Raw genomic sequence first — 16,116 nt, forward strand, 5'->3', positions numbered from 1 at the left:
GAGGTCAACCATGCATATTCACATTCTCGGTATTTGCGGTACTTTCATGGGCTCGCTGGCGGTGCTGGCCAAGGAACTTGGCCATCGCGTCACCGGCTCCGACGCCAATGTCTATCCCCCGATGAGCACCCAGCTCGAAGCCCAGGGCATCGAGTTGACCCAAGGCTATGACCCCGCCCAGCTAGACCCGGCGCCAGACCTGGTGGTCATCGGCAATGCCATGTCCCGTGGCAACCCGGCGGTGGAGTACGTGCTGAACAAAGGCCTGCCCTATGTTTCCGGCCCGCAATGGCTGGCAGACCACGTGCTGCAGGGCCGCTGGGTACTGGCCGTTGCCGGCACCCACGGCAAGACCACCACCAGCAGCATGCTGGCCTGGGTGCTGGAACATGCCGGCATGAGCCCGGGCTTCCTGATTGGCGGTGTGCCGCAAAACTTCTCGGTGTCGGCGCGCCTGGGCGATACGCCGTTCTTCGTGGTCGAAGCGGACGAGTACGACAGCGCCTTCTTCGACAAACGCTCGAAATTTGTCCACTACCACCCACGTACCGCGATCCTCAACAACCTTGAGTTCGATCATGCGGACATTTTCCCGGACCTGGCCTCGATCGAGCGGCAGTTCCACCACCTGGTGCGCACCATCCCGGGCGAAGGCCTGGTCATTCACCCCACCACCGAGCAAGCGCTGGAGCGGGTGATCGGCACGGGTTGCTGGACCCCGGTGCAGACTACGGGCGAAGGCGGCCAGTGGCAGGCGCGCCTGCTCAGCGCCGACGGCTCGCGTTTCGAGGTACTGTTCGAGGGTGAGGTGCAGGGCGTGGTGGATTGGGCGCTGACTGGCCAGCACAACGTTGCCAACGCCCTGGCCACCTTGGCGGCGGCCCGCCATGTCGGCGTGGTCCCGGCCATGGGCATCGAGGGCCTGAGCGCCTTCAAGAGCGTCAAGCGGCGCATGGAAAAGGTTGCCGAAGTGCAGGGCGTGACCATCTACGATGACTTCGCCCACCACCCGACCGCCATCGCCACCACCCTCGACGGCCTGCGCAAGCGTGTTGGCGAGTCGCCTGTGATTGCCGTGATCGAGCCACGCTCCAACTCGATGAAGCTTGGCGCCCACCGTGACGGATTGCCGGAAAGCGTCAACGACGCCGACCAGGTGATCTGGTACGCCCCGGCCAACCTCGGCTGGGACTTGGCGGCCACCGCTGCGAAGTGCAAGGTACCGAGCGTGGTGGCCGACAGCCTCGACGCGATCATCGAGCGGGTCAAAGGCCAGGCACGCCCCGGCACCCACGTGGTGATCATGAGCAACGGCGGCTTCGGTGGCCTGCACGGCAAGCTGGCCGAGGCCCTGAAGTGAGCGGGCCGGAACGCATCACCCTGGCCATGACGGGCGCCTCGGGCGCCCAGTATGGCCTGCGGCTGCTCGATTGCCTGGTGCGCGAGGACCGCGAGGTGCACTTTCTGATCTCCAAGGCCGCGCAGCTGGTGATGGCCACCGAGACCGACGTGGTGCTACCGGCCAAGCCTCAGGCGATGCAGGCATTTCTTACCGAATATACCGGCGCCGCCGACGGGCAGATCCGTGTGTACGGCAAGGAAGACTGGATGTCGCCGGTGGCCTCAGGCTCCGGCGCCCCGGCGGCGATGGTGGTGGTACCTTGCTCTACGGGTACCCTGTCCTCGATCGCCACAGGTGCCTGCAACAATCTGATCGAACGTGCGGCAGACGTTACCCTCAAAGAGCGTCGCCAGCTGATTCTGGTACCCCGCGAAGCACCGTTTTCCACTATCCACCTGGAAAACATGCTCAAGCTGTCGCAAATGGGGGCGGTGATCCTGCCGGCGGCGCCGGGCTTCTATCACCAGCCGCAAACCATCGATGACCTGGTCGACTTTGTCGTGGCGCGCATCCTCAACCTGCTGGCCATTCCCCAGGACATGTTGCCGCGTTGGGGCGAGCATCATTTCGGGGTGGATGATTGAAGCGTGCGTTGCTAGGTGTGGCGGCGCTGGTGATGCTGGGCGGCTGCGCCACTGCGCGCACTCTGGATGCCGCCAAGCCAGGGGCACCGGTGGTGTATGCAGGTACCCGGCTGGATTTGTACGTCATCAATGGCGGGTGCTGCCCGCGGGACCACTACGGGGCTGATGCACCGGCCTATCCAGGCCTGGACCTGCCCGGCAGCATGCTGCTCGATACGCTGTTGTTGCCGTTGTCATTGCTGACTGCGGCCGGGGTAGGCTTTCAGGCCACCGGCGGGCTCTAGCCAGCGCCGTCCACCCTTGTGGGAGCGGCCTTGCGGCTCTATCGCGACACAAGGCCGCTCCTGCAACGGTCCAGTGCAGCTTTCAGGGGGTTTTGCCCAACTTGCGAAGCTCATCCGACTCCACAATCCGCACCCCGTCCTCTTCCTCCAGCGCCAGCCGCCACAAGGCTCGGGCTAGGGTACAAGCCTCGATCCCTCTGTACTTGCCGGGGATCAACCGGGAAAACGGCGAAGCCAGTTGTTCCGCGAGCCGTGGCTCAATCCGCTCGCCCAATAGCAAAGACGGCCGCACGATGGTCAGCTGCGGCCAGTCCTGGGCTTTGAGCGCTTCTTCCATCTCGCCCTTCACCCGGTTGTAGAAAATAGACGATTTCGGGTCGGCGCCCAGCGCACTGACCACCAGCAAATGCCGTGCGCCCATCTCCCGGGCACGCTTGCTGAACGCCACTACCATGTCCAGGTCCACTGCGCGGAAAGCCGATTCGGAGCCGGCCTGCTTCAGCGTGGTGCCCAGGCAGCAGTAGGCGATATCAACACGCCCGGCCAGCTGTGGAAGAAATACCGCCGGGTCGCCGACCGGGTTTTCCAGGTGCGGATGCCCGGCCAGCGGCCGGCGGGTAGGCGCCAGTACGCGGGTGATGGTGGGCTCGTTGAGCAGGCGGTCAAGCAGGTGCTCACCGGTCAGGCCGGTGGCACCGGCAAGCAGGACATGCTGAGGCGTCAAATACATGATGTCTCTCCCTTGTTACACACAAGTCTAGTGGCTGCCAGGCATTTTTGCCTGTCCTCCCACGTTGGCCTGTGCGGCGTTACGCAATGCTTCTTCGGCCTGTTGCCGGCGCAAGTGCTGCCAGTGTTCAAGTACTGCTGGCGGCGCCCACAGCTGGGGCTCCGAAGCCTCGAAGCCTTCCCTTTGTTCTCTTTCGGCAACGCTGGCGCGTGCCAGTTCAAACGCCTGTTTCAGGTCGTCGGTCTGGTTCAGTGCTTCTGCGAACAGGGCGTCACCAAAGTAGGTGAAATCGGCTTCTTCCGAGCACCCGAAGGACACGCGGTCGGCCCGAGCGGCGGTCATTATCACCGTGCGCTCATCCTTGAGCGGGGCAATGTAGCCGCCTGAATAGCACGCCGAGATGACGATTACCTTGTCGCGGTTTTTCAGCGGCGCCAGGGCGGTGGCCAGCTGGTCGGCAGTAAGGTCGGCCAGTTGCAGGCGCGGCTGGTCGAGCACCAACTGGTGGTCCTGGCTGCCGTGGCTGGTGAGGTAGATGAACACCAGGTCTTCGGGGCCGCTGCGTTCGGCCAGCGTGATGGCAGCACGGGTGAGGGTCTCGCGGGTGGCCATAGGTCGGGTGGCCATGTGGTCGCGGTGATTGACCAAGGTCACTTGGCCACGGGCGCCAAAGCGCACTTTGAGCATGTTGCTGACATAGTCGGCTTCTCGCAGAAACACGCTTTGCTGGCCATCGCCGGCCACTACCAGGCTGTAAAGCTGAATGGGCGGTGCCGAGCGCGGTACGCGCGCAAGCGCCTCTTCCAGCAGCCGGCCCTGGTTGAGCAGGGCCAGGTCGAGATGGTCGGGCAGCAGCTTGCCTTTCTGGTCGCGTACGCGAACGCCGTTGGCCCAGGTGCCACTTTCGACCTGGCCACTGGCAAGGGTCAGCCGCCCATGGCCGTGGTAGGCATCGTTCAGGAAGCCGCCGACATACGTGCTGCCGTCGGCCAGCTGCAGGCTGCCCTGGCCCGACAGGCGCCAGTCGATGAACTCGCCCTTGTAGTGGCTGCCGTCGCTGCCCAGCAGTTCGCCTTCGCCCACCAGCGAGCCATCCTTGAACTCGCCGATCCACACATCGCCATCGGCGCTTTCATAGCGGCCACGGCCTTCCAGGCGGTTGTCCTTGAACTCACCGATGTACTGCTCGCCGTCGACGCTGTCGTAAGTGCCGCTGCCTTGCAGCTGGCCGTTGACGAAGCGCCCGCTGAACTGGTTGCCGCTGGCATCGCTGCGTACGCCGGCGCCGTTGGGCTTGCCCTTGGCGAACAGGCCTTGATAGCGGCTGCCGTCGGCCAGCTCCAGCTCGCCCGCGCCTTCGTACAGGTCGTCCTTGAACTGGCCGCGGTAGGTCTGGTCGGCTTGCTTGAGCGTGCCTTCGCCGTCGCGGCGGCCGTGCTTGAAGGTGCCACTGTAGTGGCTGCCCGGGGTGGTCAGGTCGCCCAGCCCCTCGAACAGCCCCTCGGCAAACTGGCCACGGTAAACCTCGCCGTTCTGGCCATGCCATTCGCCCTGGCCATGCCATTGCCCGTCCTTGAAGCCGCCGGCGTACCAACTGCCGTTGGGGTAGTCGATACGGCCCTCGCCCTGCAACAGGCCGTCGACCACTTGCCCCCGGTAACGCCCCCCGTCAGGCAGGCGTGCGTCCGGCGCAAGCAGCGATTCGCCATCGCCACAGGCGGCGAGCAGCAGGACCAAGGTAATGGGGAGCAGTGGACGCATGGCGAGGACCGGGCAATAGGTTTGCCGAGTATGACGCAGAATAAGGGGCCGAGACAGATAGGGCACAAGCAGATGAGGCAACGGACCGGCGCGGCGAGATGGCTGTGGGGTGAATGTCGGGGGATCGAGGGTGGGCAGACAAGTGCATGCCTTGAGTTGTTCATCGCCTGTGAGATCGAGCGCCGCCCGCGCGGCGCTTCGCGGGGCAAGCCCGCTCCCACATCTGTGTCGGGCCAGTACTACCTGAACCTTTTCCGCGCGGCCCCTTGTTTGTTCCATTCGATATCGAAGGGTAAGCAGCTGCTCTTCATTAATCTCATGTCATACATCCAGGGGGCGCGCGCCTAGGGTGCAGGAGTGACTGGCCCGAAACAAATGTGGGAGCGGGCTTGCCCCGCGAAGCGCCGCGCGGGCGGCGCTCGATCTCACAGGCGATGAACGACTCAAGTCATACCCTTCAATGCCCCCGCAAAAAATCCACCATCCTGCGGTTCACTTCTTCAGCCGCCTCCATCTGCACCATGTGACCGGCGTCGGCTAGCACCAGCACCTCGGCCTCCAGGCCTTCGGCATGGCTGGCCGGGATGATCGCGTCCTTCCCGCCCCACACCACCAGCGCCGGATGCTGCCCCAGCACCCCACGCAGGTCGTGGCGCTGCCGGTTGCCGTCGGCGATGGCCGATGCCAGCTGGGCCAATGCGGTATCAACACCTTCCAGGCGCTTGAACTTGAGCATGTCCTCCAGCATTTGCCGGGTCACCAGCGCCGGGTCGGCAAACAATTGCACCATCTGCGGTTTAAGGGCGTTGCGGTTGGCGGCGGCGACAAAGCCTTGCAGGTACTGCCCGTTAATCGCTTCGCCCAGGCCGGCGCTGGCCACCAGGCTCAGGCTTGCCACCCGCTGCGGCGCCAGGCGCGCCACGTTGAGGCTTACCGCGCCGCCCATGGAGTGCCCGGCCAAGTGGGCCTTGGCGATGTCCAGGTGGTCGAGCAGCGCCAGCACGGTTTCGCTCAGCTCATCCAGGTCGCCACGTTGCAGTGCTTTGGCGGACTCGCCGTGCCCTGGCAGGTCCAGGGCGATCACGCGGCGTTCGGCGGCCAGCGTCGGATGGTTGAACAGCCAGTTGTTGAGGTCGCCACCAAAACCGTGCACCAGCACCAGCGGCGTGCCGCCTTCCCCCAGCTCGAACCAGCGCACCAGGCGGCCGCCTATTTCAGCCTTTTGTGGGGCCGGCCCCTGTGCCTGATCGCCCCCCCCTTCGGCGACGAACCCGGCCTGAAAGCGCTGCACCACCGCATCGATTTCCGCTTCTTCGGCTTCGCCTTCCACCACCACTGCCAGCAGCGCGCCGACCGGCAGGGTTTCATCCGGCCTGGCCACCTGGCGGCGCAGTACGCCACTGAACGGGGCTTCGACGCTGCTGCTGATTTTGTCAGTCTCGACGTCCAGCACCTCGTCGCCCTTGTTGATTTCGTCACCTTCCTGCTTGAGCCAGGTGTCCACCCGGCCTTCGGTCATCGACAGGCCCCACTTGGGCATGGTCAGGGTATGGATCTGGCTCATGCGGCACTCCTTGCGGCTTCTATCACCTTGCGCACGGCTGCTTCGATCTTCGCCGCGTCAGGGATGTACAGGTCTTCCAAGGCATCGGAGAACGGCACCGGGGTGTGCGGTGCGGTGACCATTTCGATCGGGCCCTTGAGTGCGCCGAAGGCCTTTTGCGCCACCAGCGCGCTGATGTCGGTGGCCATCGAGCAGCGCGGGTTGGCTTCGTCGATCACCACCAGGCGCCCGGTTTTTTCTACGCTTTCAAGAATGCTGTCCTCGTCCAGCGGGCTGGTGGTGCGCAGGTCCAGCACTTCGCAGTCGATGCCCTGGCGGGCCAGGTTGTTGGCTGCTTCAAGTGCCACGTGGACCATGCGGCCATAGGTGACCAGGGTCACGTCGTCACCATCGCGCAGGAAGTTGGCCTCGCCGAATGGCACGGTGTACACCTCTTCCGGCACCTCGCCCTGCATGCTGTACAACAACTTGTGCTCGCAGAAGATCACCGGGTCGTTGTCGCGGATAGCCTGGATCAACAGGCCCTTGGCATCGTAAGGCGAGGACGGGCACACCACTTTCAGGCCGGGGATGTGCGTCCACAGCGAGGTGAGCATCTGCGAGTGCTGGGCGGCCGCACGCAGGCCTGCGCCGTACATGGTGCGCATCACCAGCGGGGTGACCGCCTTGCCGCCGAACATATAGCGGAATTTGGCGGCCTGGTTGAGGATCTGGTCCAGGCAGCAGCCGGCAAAGTCCACGAACATCAGTTCGCACACCGGGCGCAGGCCTTGCGTGGCGGCACCGACGGCAGCGCCGACGTAGCCGATTTCCGACAGCGGTGCGTCCAGCACGCGGCCGGGGAACTGGTGGTACAAGCCCTTGGTCACGCCCAGCACGCCACCCCAGGCGTCATCTTCGCCGGGTGCACCGGCACCGCCGGCAACGTCTTCGCCAATGATGAACACGGTGTTGTCGCGGCGCATTTCCTGGGCCAGGGCTTCGTTGATGGCCTGCTGGTAGCTGATCTTTCTTGCCATGGTGGTTCTCCTGTTGTTCTTGTAATCCGCGGCTCAGGGGTAGCTGACGTAGACGTCGGTGAGCAGGTCGGCGGGCTGTGGCTTGGGATCGGACTTGGCGCGGCGCACGGCGTCTTCGATCAGGTCCTCGATGCGCCCGTCGATGACGTCCAGTTGCCCGGCAGTGAGCAGGCCAGCGCGGGTGGTCTTGTTACGGAACTGCATCAGGCAGTCGCGGGATTCGCGCAGGTTCTTCACTTCATCCGGGGCGCGGTAGGTTTGCGCATCGCCTTCGAAGTGGCCGTAGTAGCGGCTGAGCTTGACCTCGATCAGTGACGGCCCTTGCCCCGCACGGGCGCGCTCTATGGCGGCCCCGGCGGCCTCGTACACGGCAAAGAAGTCGAAGCCGTCGATGGTGACACCCGGCATGCCGAAGCCGGCGGCGCGGTCGGCAATGTGGTCGCAGGCGACGGACCAATTGGCGGCGGTGGCCTCGGCGTAGCCGTTGTTCTCGGCCACGAAGATGCACGGCAGGTTCATGATCGACGCCATGTTCATGGCTTCGAACACAGCACCCTCGTTGGAAGCGCCATCGCCGAAGAAGGCCACCGACACGTCATCACGGCCCTTGAGTTTGGCCGCCAATGCCGCCCCGGCCACCAGCGGTGCACCGGCGCCGACGATGCCGTTGGCACCGAGCATGCCCTTTTCCAGGTCGGCAATGTGCATCGAGCCGCCCTTGCCGCCGCACACGCCGGTTTTCTTGCCATAGATTTCGGCCATCATGCCGTACACATCCACGCCCTTGGCGATGCAATGGCCATGGCCGCGGTGGGTCGAGGCAATGCAGTCGCTGTCGCGCAGGTGGGCCATGACCCCGGCGGCGGAGGCTTCTTCGCCGGCATACAGGTGGACGAAGCCGGGGATCTCGCCCGTGGCAAACTCCACGTGCAGGCGTTCCTCGAAGGCGCGAATGGTGCGCATCACTTCATAGGCATGCAGCAGTTGTTCGGTACTGAGTTGATTGGACATCTTGTTGTTCTCCAGGGTTGTCTCAACGCGGGGTTGCAGGGTGCAGCCGATGGCCACGCGGCACGGTCAGCAGGTGATGGCGGGCGGCATGCGCCAGGACCGCCTCGACGTCCACGCTCAGCGGCCCTTGGTGGTCGAGCGTGATGGTGGGTGTATCGTGTTCGGCGAATTCGATTTCGCGCTCGCCGTCCAGGGCCAAGGTGCCGCTGGAAAGGCTCAGGCGATGGGCGACGCCAGGCATAAGCGTGCCGCTGGCGGTGATGCCGCAACCTTGCAGCAGGCCGGGCGCCAGGGGCGCGAGCAGCGCCTGTTCGGCACCGGGGTTCAAGCGCACCCAGACGCCATGGGGGGCCTGGCGCGATACCGGGCACCACAGCCCGCACAGGGCTGACAGGCCAATGGCATGGGGCTCGGCGAAGCAGGCAAAAACCTCGCACAGGTCTTCGCTGCGGCTGAGCGCACGGGCGCCGATGAAGCGCTGGGGCGAGACTGCCACCTCCACCAGTGCCCACTCGGCAAGCTGTTGTTCGGGCACTTTGACCAGCAGGCGCTTGTTGCGGCGCAGGCCGACATCGGTCGGTACCCGCCCGCAGGCGAGCAAGCCGCCGGCCAGACCGGCGCTGGTGGCTTCACGCAGTTCGGGGAAAGCATTGTTGGTGCCGGTGGACAAGGTCAGCAGCGGTACGTCACCCGCCTGGGCAGCGACCGCCTTGTGGGTGCCGTCGCCGCCGAGCACGGCGATCATCGCCACGCCACGCTCGACCATGCGGCGGGTAGCCAGATGCGTGTCGGCAACGGTCTGGGTCAACGGCAGGTCGAGTATTTCGATGGCTGGCCAATGCTGGTCACGGGCGACCGGACCCTGGCTGGCCTTGAGCACGGCGGCGGCGATGCCCGTCATGTCGCTGGGCAGCAGCACCTGGCCGACGCCGGTAGCACCGAAGGCAGCCAGCAGCCGCTGGATCGCCGAGGCCTTGTCGGTGCTCGAATAGAGCCCGGCATTGGCGGTCAGGCGGCGCAGGTCGCGGCCAGAGGCAGGGTTGGCAATGATCCCGACGATCGGGGCGGGTAGCGGCATGGCGCACCTCGTATTTTTGTTTGCAAGGGCAGGAGCAAGCCCGGTGCCAGCTTTTCATGGCTTGGCTGAAGCGCCCGTGCCAGAGCGGTTTGCTTGCACGGCAGTACGTGCCCCTGGTGGCGTCCACGAGACGCTGGGTGCCAACGGGGGACGTTGGTTGATGAGACGCTGAGACGCAGCGTCTCAAGCCAGCCGGTAATCACACAGTGCTTGTCGGGGCATGCGTGGAAGCGCTTAATGGCCGGACAACGATAAAAACAGCAACGAGAACCGGAGGGCCTGAATGCTTGCCGCGAACTCCCGAGCCCATGTCGACTGCGTCAGCCGGGTGCTGAAGAATGCCGACCGCCTGCCCCAGGCACCGGTGCCAGCGCTGATCCTCGATTCATGGCGCCGTTCCATGGAGCTGTACCGCCTCGACCCCGGGTCCCAACAGGGGCCGCGCATCCTGTCCCAAAGCCTGCTCAACGAATGCCGCGAACGCGCCGAACTGTTTCTGCGCATCGCTGGCGATGCCGTGGCACGCCTGCACGAGCGGGTGCGCGGCGCCGACTACTGCGTGCTGCTGACCGATGCCCAGGGGCGCACCATTGATTACCGGGTCGAATCGGCCATCCGCAATGACTGCCGCAAGGCCGGGCTGTACCTGGGCACTTGCTGGTCGGAAGGTGAGGAGGGCACCTGCGGTGTGGCGGCGGTGCTGACCAGCAAGGCGCCGGTCACGGTGCACAAGCGCGATCACTTCCGCGCAGCCTTCATCGGCCTGACCTGCACCGCAGCGCCGGTGTTCGACCCGCAGGGCGAGTTGCTGGGCGTGGTGGATGTTTCGGCCCTGCAGTCACCGGATGATCGCCGCAGCCAACACTTGATCCGCCAGTTGGTCGAGCAGACTGCCCGTGAAATCGAAAACGCCTTCTTCATGCACAGTGCACAGGGCCACTGGGTGATGCGTGCCCATGGCACACCGGGTTATGTGGAAAGCCAGCCCGACTACCTGCTGGCCTGGGATGCCGACGGCCGCTTGCAAGCCATCAACAGCCTGGCGCGCAAGCGGCTGGTACAGCACTTGGGGCGCTTGCCTGAGCACATTGGCGAACTGTTCGACATGGGGCAGCTACGGCGCGTCAACACCTCGTCCGCCCAGCGCCTGCCGGGCCTGGGCGGGCTGTATGGCCGTGTCAGCGCCCCGCAGCAGCGCCCGCGCGTGCAGCCCTTGCGTCAGGCTCAGGACCCCCGCATCGAGCAGCACTTGCGGCTGGCCACGCGGGTCAAGGACTGCAACCTGGCGGTGCTGGTACAAGGCGAGACGGGGGTCGGCAAAGAAGTTTTCGCCCGTCAGTTGCACCAGCAGAGCCAGCGCCGCGACGGCCCGTTTGTCACGCTGAACTGCGCCGCCATCCCGGAAAACCTGATTGAGAGCGAGCTGTTTGGCTACGTGGCCGGGGCCTTCACCGGGGCTTCCAGCAAAGGCATGCAGGGGCTGTTGCAGCAGGCTGATGGCGGCACCCTGTTCCTTGACGAAATCGGCGACATGCCGCTGAACCTGCAAACCCGCCTGCTGCGCGTGCTGGCCGAAGGCGAAGTGGCGCCGCTGGGTGCTGCACGGCGCGAACGCGTGGACATTCAGGTGATCTGCGCCACCCACCGTGACCTGGCAACGATGGTGGCGGACGGGCGTTTTCGTGAAGACCTGTACTACCGCCTGGCCAATGCCCGCTTCGAGCTGCCGCCCTTGCGTGAGCGCGAGGACCGCCTGGGGCTGATCCACCAGTTGCTGGCCGAAGAAGCCGAAGCCTGTGGGGTCGACGTGGTGCTGGCCGATGATGCGCTACAGGCGTTGCTGGTTTATCGCTGGCCGGGCAACCTGCGCCAGCTGCGGCAGGTCTTGCGCTATGCCTGCGCGGTGAGTGAAGTCGGGCAGGTTCGCTTGCTGGATTTGCCACAAGCGGTGCGGGGCGAGGCAGTCGTTTCGAGTGACAGCGGTGTATCGTGCCCGGCCCGGCAGTTGCTGCTGGACGCGCTGATCCGCCATCGCTGGAAACCGGCCGATGCGGCGCGGGCGTTGGGGATATCGCGGGCTACCTTGTATCGGCGTGTGCATGAGCACTGCATCGAGATGCCGCGGATGAAGGGGTAGGGCCCCGGCAGGCAATAAAAAACCCCGGAACCAGTCCGGGGTTTTTCGACATCGCACTGCTCGATCAGTCCTGGTTAGCCAGTTTGTGCTCGAGGTAGTGAATGTTCACGCCGCCTTTGCAGAAACCTTCATCACGTACCAGGTCACGGTGCAGCGGGATGTTGGTCTTGATGCCGTCAACGACGATCTCGTCCAGGGCATTGCGCATGCGCGCCATGGCTTCTTCGCGGTCCTTGCCGTAGGTGATCAGCTTGCCGATCAGTGAGTCATAGTTCGGCGGAACCGAATAGCCGCTGTACAGGTGCGAATCGACGCGTACGCCATTGCCGCCCGGGGCGTGGAAGTGTTTTACCTTGCCTGGGCTCGGGATGAACTTCTTCGGGTCTTCGGCGTTGATCCGGCACTCCAGCGAGTGGCCACGGATCACAACGTCTTCCTGGCGGAACGAAAGCTTGTTGCCAGCGGCGATGCTCAGCATCTCCTTGACGATGTCGATACCGGTAACCATCTCCGACACCGGGTGCTCAACCTGCACACGGGTGTTCATCTCGATGAAGTAGAAGCTGCCGTTCTCGTACAGGAACTCGAAAGTACCGGCACCACGGTAGCCGATCTCGATGCACGCATCGACGCAACGTTTGAACACTTCCTGACGGGCTTTCTCGTCGATGCCCGGGGCTGGTGCTTCTTCCAGAACCTTCTGGTGACGGCGCTGCAGCGAGCAGTCACGGTCGCCCAGGTGGATGGCGTTGCCTTGGCCGTCGGACAGAACCTGTACTTCCACGTGGCGTGGATTGGTCAGGAACTTCTCCAGGTAGACCATCGGGTTGCCGAAGGCAGCACCGGCTTCGGTACGGGTGAGCTTGGCCGAGGAAATCAGGTCCTCTTCCTTGTGCACCACGCGCATGCCGCGACCACCACCGCCACCGGCGGCCTTGATGATCACCGGGTAGCCGACGTCACGGGCAATCGCCAGGGCGACTTCTTCGTCTTCTGGCAGCGGGCCATCAGAGCCCGGTACGGTCGGCACGCCCGACTTGATCATCGCGTCCTTGGCCGAAACCTTGTCGCCCATCAGGCGAATGGTATCGGCTTTCGGGCCGATGAAGGCGAAACCGGATTTTTCAACCTGTTCGGCGAAGTCGGCGTTTTCTGCCAGGAAACCGTAGCCCGGGTGAATCGCGGTGGCGCCGGTGACTTCGGCGGCAGCGATGATTGCCGGGATATGCAGGTAGGAATCCTTGGACGATGCAGGACCGATGCAGACCGACTCGTCTGCCAGGCCCAGGTGCATCAGTTCACGGTCGGCGGTGGAGTGCACAGCGACGGTTTTGATGCCCAGCTCTTTGCAGGCACGCAGGATCCGCAGGGCAATTTCCCCACGGTTGGCGATCAGGACTTTTTCGAGCTTCCCAGACATCGTTGGCTCTCCGCGATTCAAACGACGGTGAACAGCGGCTGGTCGAACTCAACCGGCTGGCCGTCTTCTACCAGGATGGCGTCGATGACACCGCCAACATCGGCTTCGATGTGGTTCATCATCTTCATGGCTTCGACGATGCACAGGGTGTCGCCTTTCTTCACGGTCTGGCCAACTTCAGCAAAGTTCGGCGAGGTCGGCGAAGGCTTGCGGTAGAAGGTACCTACCATTGGCGAGCGGATCACGGTGCCTTTCAGGGCCGGGGCTGCGGCAGCGGCTTCGGCGACTGGAGCAGCAGCGGCAACCGGGGCAGCAGCAGGTGCAGCGGCCATCGGTGCTGGTGCGTAGAACTGTTGGGCAGCTGGGGTCTTGCTGTGACGGCTGATACGGACCGACTCTTCGCCTTCCTTGATCTCCAGTTCGTCGATGCCAGACTCTTCCAGCAGCTCGATCAGTTTCTTGACTTTACGGATATCCATTAATCATCAACTCCCAAAGGTTCGGTCAGGGGGCGAAATTTAAAAAACGTATCGATACGTTTCTATCGAACCCTGGCCGACTGAGGCCAGGGTTTTCATCATTTGGGCTGTGCGTTGGCAGCCAGTTGTTCCAGCGCGGACTCCAGGGCCAGGCGATAACCGCTGGCGCCCAGACCGCAGATCACCCCTACGGCAACATCGGAAAAGTAGGAGTGGTGACGGAACGGTTCGCGTTTGTGCACGTTGGACAGGTGCACTTCGATGAATGGGATGCTCACTGCAAGCAATGCGTCACGTAATGCGACGCTTGTGTGGGTGAAAGCAGCCGGATTGATCAGGATGAAGTCCACACCCTCGTTGCGTGCGGCGTGAATGCGGTCGATCAGTTCGTATTCGGCATTGCTCTGCAGGTACTGCAGATGGTGGCCTGCCGCGCGGGCACGTTGCTCCAGGTCCTGGTTGATCTGGGCCAGGGTCACGGCGCCGTAATGGCCTGGCTCGCGGGTACCGAGCAGGTTGAGGTTGGGGCCGTGGAGCACCAGTAGCGTTGCCATCTGCGGATTCCTTGGATTTGTAGGGCAATTCGACACAGCGCGGCGAGTGTGCCGTAAAGCGACGGCAAGTGTCCAGTTCCCGGCAATAGCCAGCACGATGTCCGAGATTCGCGCGAAGTATGTGACCAAATAATTAAATCTGGTCATCTATTTCAGGATTTTTCCCGGCACGCGGGAAGTTATAGACCTACTTTGCCGCGCACGCGGGCCAGAATTTGCGCGAATTCACCGGCGTTTATCTCGCCAATCACCCGATCAGCGGTAATTTCGCTGCCGTTCGCGGCAAAGAACAACAGGGCAGGTGGGCCGAACAGCTGGTAGCGATCGAGCAGTTTGCGTTGCTCGGCATTGCTCTCGGTGATGTCGAAACGCAACAGCTTGAAGCCGGCCAGCTGCGCCTGCACCTGCGGCGCGTTGAGCACTTCATGCTCGATCACCTTGCAGCTGATGCACCAGTCGGCATACCAGTCCAGCAGCACCGGCTGGCCGGCCGCTTTGGCCTGGGCCAGTGCGGCGTCCAGTGCGGTGGGGGTGGTGATGGTCTGCCAGGCGTCCGTCTTTGCCGCCTGGCTGCTGCCGGTGGCCGCAAGTGCTGCAACGGGCAGCGGGCGAAGCGGGTCGCCTTGGCCACTGAGGGCGCCGTACCAGCAGGCCAGGGCGTATACCAGCAAAGCCAGGCCTAGCAGTTGGGCCAGGCGCTGGCGTGCGGTCTTGACGACGAACTCCAGGGCGCCCAGGAAAAGTGCCACGCCGGCTGCGAGGAACCCCACCAGCAGCAAGGTCACAGGGCCCGGCAGCACGCGGCTGAGCAAGCCAATGGACAGCCCCAGCAGCAGCACCCCGATGGCGTTTTTCACCGTGTTCATCCACGGGCCGCTTTTTGGCAGCCAGGCCGCGCCACCGGTGGCCACCAGCAACAAGGGTGCACCCATGCCCAGGCCCAGGGCAAACAGCTTGAGTGCGCCACCCAGGGCATCGCCGCTGGCACTGATATACAGCAGGGCGCCAGCCAGGGGGGCTGATACGCAAGGCGAAACCAGCAGGCTGGAGAGCACGCCCAGCACTGCCGCACCCAGCAGCGAGCCACCCCGGGTGTGATTGGCGACGTTGTTCAGGCGGTTGCTCAGGGCCTGGGGCAGCTTCAGCTCGAACAGGCCGAACATGGCCAAGGCAAATACCACGAAGAACAGGGCGAAGGGCACCAGCACCCAGGCCGACTGCAGGCGCGCCTGCAGGTTCAGGCCCGCGCCGAACAGGCCCATGAGCGCGCCGAGCGCTGCGAAACTGGCCGCCATCGGCAGCACGTACGCCAGCGATAGCGCCAGCCCGCGCAGCCCACCCACCTGGCCGCGCAGCACTACGCCCGACAGGATCGGCAGCATCGGCAGTACACACGGGGTAAAGGTCAGGCCGACCCCGGCGAGAAAGAACAACAGCAGCGATTTCCAGTTCCAGCCGTGTTCGGCCGTTGCGGGTGCGTTGGCACCGCCTTCGCCATCAATACTCAGGCGTGCGGTTTCCGGTGGGTAGCACAGGCCTTTATCGGCACAGCCTTGGTAGCCCACCAGCAGGGTGAAGGCACGCGGGTCGGTGCGCGGCAGTTCGATGTCGAGCACGCCGTGGTACACCTCGACGTCGCCGAAGAATTCATCGTGCTTGGCCTCGCCCTTGGGGATGTTCGGCGCGCCCAGGGTGATGTCTGCCGGCTCGGTGTGGAACTGGAAGCGGTGGCGGTAGAGGTAGTAGCCCTCGGTGGCGACGAAGCGCAGCTTGAGGGTGTGCGCGTCGGCCTGGACCAGGCTGAGCTTGAAGGCGTCGTGAACCGGCAGGAAGTCGGCGTTGTTGGCCAGCGAAGCGGCGCCGAGGGTAGCGCTGGGGCGGTTGTCGAGCAGGCCCGTGGCGAAGGCAGGGCTGGCCAGCAGCAGGAACAGCAGGAAAAACAGGCGGCGCATGGCGGACTCGCGAGGTGGAACGTGCTGCGCATGATAGCGGAGTTGGTGCGGGTTGGGGCCAGCAGCGCTTGCCGTGACATGTTTGGCGCCTGGCAGATCGAGCGCCGCCCGCGCGGCGCAGCTCGCGATGCGCCGCGCGGG

The 16,116-nt window shown here is 64.3% G+C and carries 14 protein-coding genes; 4 read left to right on the top strand and 10 right to left on the bottom strand.

What is annotated here, in order from left to right:
* The first annotated feature begins 10 nt into the window (after positions 1–10).
* From mpl to LU684_RS19005, 3 genes are read left to right on the top strand one after another with little or no spacing between them, the layout of a single operon-like run.
* Entirely contained in the window at positions 11–1,360 is a 1,350-nt protein-coding gene (gene mpl / locus LU684_RS18995; RefSeq protein WP_210668726.1) for a UDP-N-acetylmuramate:L-alanyl-gamma-D-glutamyl-meso-diaminopimelate ligase, read from the top strand.
* Positions 1,357–1,986 (top strand): flavin prenyltransferase UbiX, encoded by a 630-nt coding sequence (gene ubiX, locus LU684_RS19000; RefSeq protein ID WP_016484725.1) that lies wholly within the window; start codon positions 1,357–1,359, stop codon positions 1,984–1,986. The genes mpl and ubiX overlap by 4 nt, the downstream gene beginning before the upstream one ends.
* On the top strand, positions 1,983–2,270 hold the full coding sequence (locus tag LU684_RS19005; protein ID WP_016484726.1) for a YceK/YidQ family lipoprotein: 288 nt from the start codon (positions 1,983–1,985) through the stop codon (positions 2,268–2,270). Before ubiX ends, LU684_RS19005 begins: the two co-directional genes overlap by 4 nt.
* An 82-nt stretch (positions 2,271–2,352) precedes the next feature.
* Here LU684_RS19005 and LU684_RS19010 read toward each other — a convergent pair whose 3' ends face one another.
* The 6 genes from LU684_RS19010 to LU684_RS19035 form a co-directional block, all read right to left on the bottom strand.
* Complete coding sequence (locus LU684_RS19010; RefSeq protein ID WP_016484727.1) at positions 2,353–3,000, bottom strand: oxidoreductase; 648 nt, start codon at positions 2,998–3,000, stop codon at positions 2,353–2,355.
* Between the two features lie 27 nt (positions 3,001–3,027).
* Positions 3,028–4,761: a C13 family peptidase gene (locus LU684_RS19015; RefSeq protein ID WP_232894909.1), complete on the bottom strand. Its 1,734-nt coding sequence runs from the start codon at positions 4,759–4,761 to the stop codon at positions 3,028–3,030.
* 457 nt (positions 4,762–5,218) lie between these two features.
* Positions 5,219–6,325: an acetoin dehydrogenase dihydrolipoyllysine-residue acetyltransferase subunit gene (locus LU684_RS19020; protein WP_024717602.1), complete on the bottom strand. Its 1,107-nt coding sequence runs from the start codon at positions 6,323–6,325 to the stop codon at positions 5,219–5,221.
* The gene (locus LU684_RS19025) at positions 6,322–7,344 is read right to left on the bottom strand and encodes an alpha-ketoacid dehydrogenase subunit beta (RefSeq protein WP_013970705.1); all 1,023 of its coding nucleotides are present in this window, start codon (positions 7,342–7,344) and stop codon (positions 6,322–6,324) included. The genes LU684_RS19020 and LU684_RS19025 overlap by 4 nt, the downstream gene beginning before the upstream one ends.
* Positions 7,345–7,377: 33 nt before the next feature.
* On the bottom strand, positions 7,378–8,355 hold the full coding sequence (locus tag LU684_RS19030; protein WP_232894910.1) for a thiamine pyrophosphate-dependent dehydrogenase E1 component subunit alpha: 978 nt from the start codon (positions 8,353–8,355) through the stop codon (positions 7,378–7,380).
* Between the two features lie 22 nt (positions 8,356–8,377).
* Complete coding sequence (locus tag LU684_RS19035) at positions 8,378–9,433, bottom strand: ATP-NAD kinase family protein (protein WP_016484732.1); 1,056 nt, start codon at positions 9,431–9,433, stop codon at positions 8,378–8,380.
* A 283-nt stretch (positions 9,434–9,716) separates the two neighbouring features.
* Between LU684_RS19035 and LU684_RS19040 the strand changes: the two genes are divergently transcribed.
* Entirely contained in the window at positions 9,717–11,570 is a 1,854-nt protein-coding gene (locus LU684_RS19040) for a sigma-54-dependent Fis family transcriptional regulator (protein WP_016484733.1), read from the top strand.
* Between the two features lie 64 nt (positions 11,571–11,634).
* On the opposite strand, the gene accC is transcribed toward LU684_RS19040, so the two are convergent.
* From accC to LU684_RS19060, 4 genes are all read right to left on the bottom strand, one after another.
* The gene (gene accC, locus LU684_RS19045) at positions 11,635–12,990 is read right to left on the bottom strand and encodes an acetyl-CoA carboxylase biotin carboxylase subunit (RefSeq protein WP_016484734.1); all 1,356 of its coding nucleotides are present in this window, start codon (positions 12,988–12,990) and stop codon (positions 11,635–11,637) included.
* Positions 12,991–13,007: 17 nt separating this feature from the next.
* The gene (accB, locus tag LU684_RS19050; protein ID WP_016484735.1) at positions 13,008–13,469 is read right to left on the bottom strand and encodes an acetyl-CoA carboxylase biotin carboxyl carrier protein; all 462 of its coding nucleotides are present in this window, start codon (positions 13,467–13,469) and stop codon (positions 13,008–13,010) included.
* Positions 13,470–13,567: 98 nt separating this feature from the next.
* The gene (aroQ, locus tag LU684_RS19055; protein ID WP_003255330.1) at positions 13,568–14,023 is read right to left on the bottom strand and encodes a type II 3-dehydroquinate dehydratase; all 456 of its coding nucleotides are present in this window, start codon (positions 14,021–14,023) and stop codon (positions 13,568–13,570) included.
* A gap of 179 nt (positions 14,024–14,202) precedes the next feature.
* Positions 14,203–15,975 carry a protein-disulfide reductase DsbD gene (locus LU684_RS19060; RefSeq protein ID WP_023048388.1) on the bottom strand — a complete coding sequence of 591 codons (1,773 nt, stop codon included), beginning with the start codon at positions 15,973–15,975 and terminating at the stop codon, positions 14,203–14,205.
* Between the last annotated feature and the right edge of the window lie 141 nt (positions 15,976–16,116).

This window comes from Pseudomonas sp. NMI542_15 (genome assembly GCF_021283425.1).
Classification (GTDB): Bacteria; Pseudomonadota; Gammaproteobacteria; order Pseudomonadales; family Pseudomonadaceae; genus Aquipseudomonas; species Aquipseudomonas fortuita.

Excerpts from the sequence above, each read along its gene's own strand:
- mpl (WP_210668726.1), top strand. The coding sequence starts at position 11 with ATGCATATTCACATTCTCGGTATTTGCGGTACTTTCATGGGCTCGCTG.
- LU684_RS19010 (WP_016484727.1), bottom strand. The coding sequence starts at position 3,000 with ATGTATTTGACGCCTCAGCATGTCCTGCTTGCCGGTGCCACCGGCCTG.
- LU684_RS19015 (WP_232894909.1), bottom strand. The coding sequence starts at position 4,761 with ATGCGTCCACTGCTCCCCATTACCTTGGTCCTGCTGCTCGCCGCCTGT.
- LU684_RS19020 (WP_024717602.1), bottom strand. The coding sequence starts at position 6,325 with ATGAGCCAGATCCATACCCTGACCATGCCCAAGTGGGGCCTGTCGATG.
- LU684_RS19025 (WP_013970705.1), bottom strand. The coding sequence starts at position 7,344 with ATGGCAAGAAAGATCAGCTACCAGCAGGCCATCAACGAAGCCCTGGCC.
- LU684_RS19030 (WP_232894910.1), bottom strand. The coding sequence starts at position 8,355 with ATGTCCAATCAACTCAGTACCGAACAACTGCTGCATGCCTATGAAGTG.
- LU684_RS19035 (WP_016484732.1), bottom strand. The coding sequence starts at position 9,433 with ATGCCGCTACCCGCCCCGATCGTCGGGATCATTGCCAACCCTGCCTCT.
- LU684_RS19040 (WP_016484733.1), top strand. The coding sequence starts at position 9,717 with ATGCTTGCCGCGAACTCCCGAGCCCATGTCGACTGCGTCAGCCGGGTG.
- accC (WP_016484734.1), bottom strand. The coding sequence starts at position 12,990 with ATGTCTGGGAAGCTCGAAAAAGTCCTGATCGCCAACCGTGGGGAAATT.
- accB (WP_016484735.1), bottom strand. The coding sequence starts at position 13,469 with ATGGATATCCGTAAAGTCAAGAAACTGATCGAGCTGCTGGAAGAGTCT.
- aroQ (WP_003255330.1), bottom strand. The coding sequence starts at position 14,023 with ATGGCAACGCTACTGGTGCTCCACGGCCCCAACCTCAACCTGCTCGGT.
- LU684_RS19060 (WP_023048388.1), bottom strand. The coding sequence starts at position 15,975 with ATGCGCCGCCTGTTTTTCCTGCTGTTCCTGCTGCTGGCCAGCCCTGCC.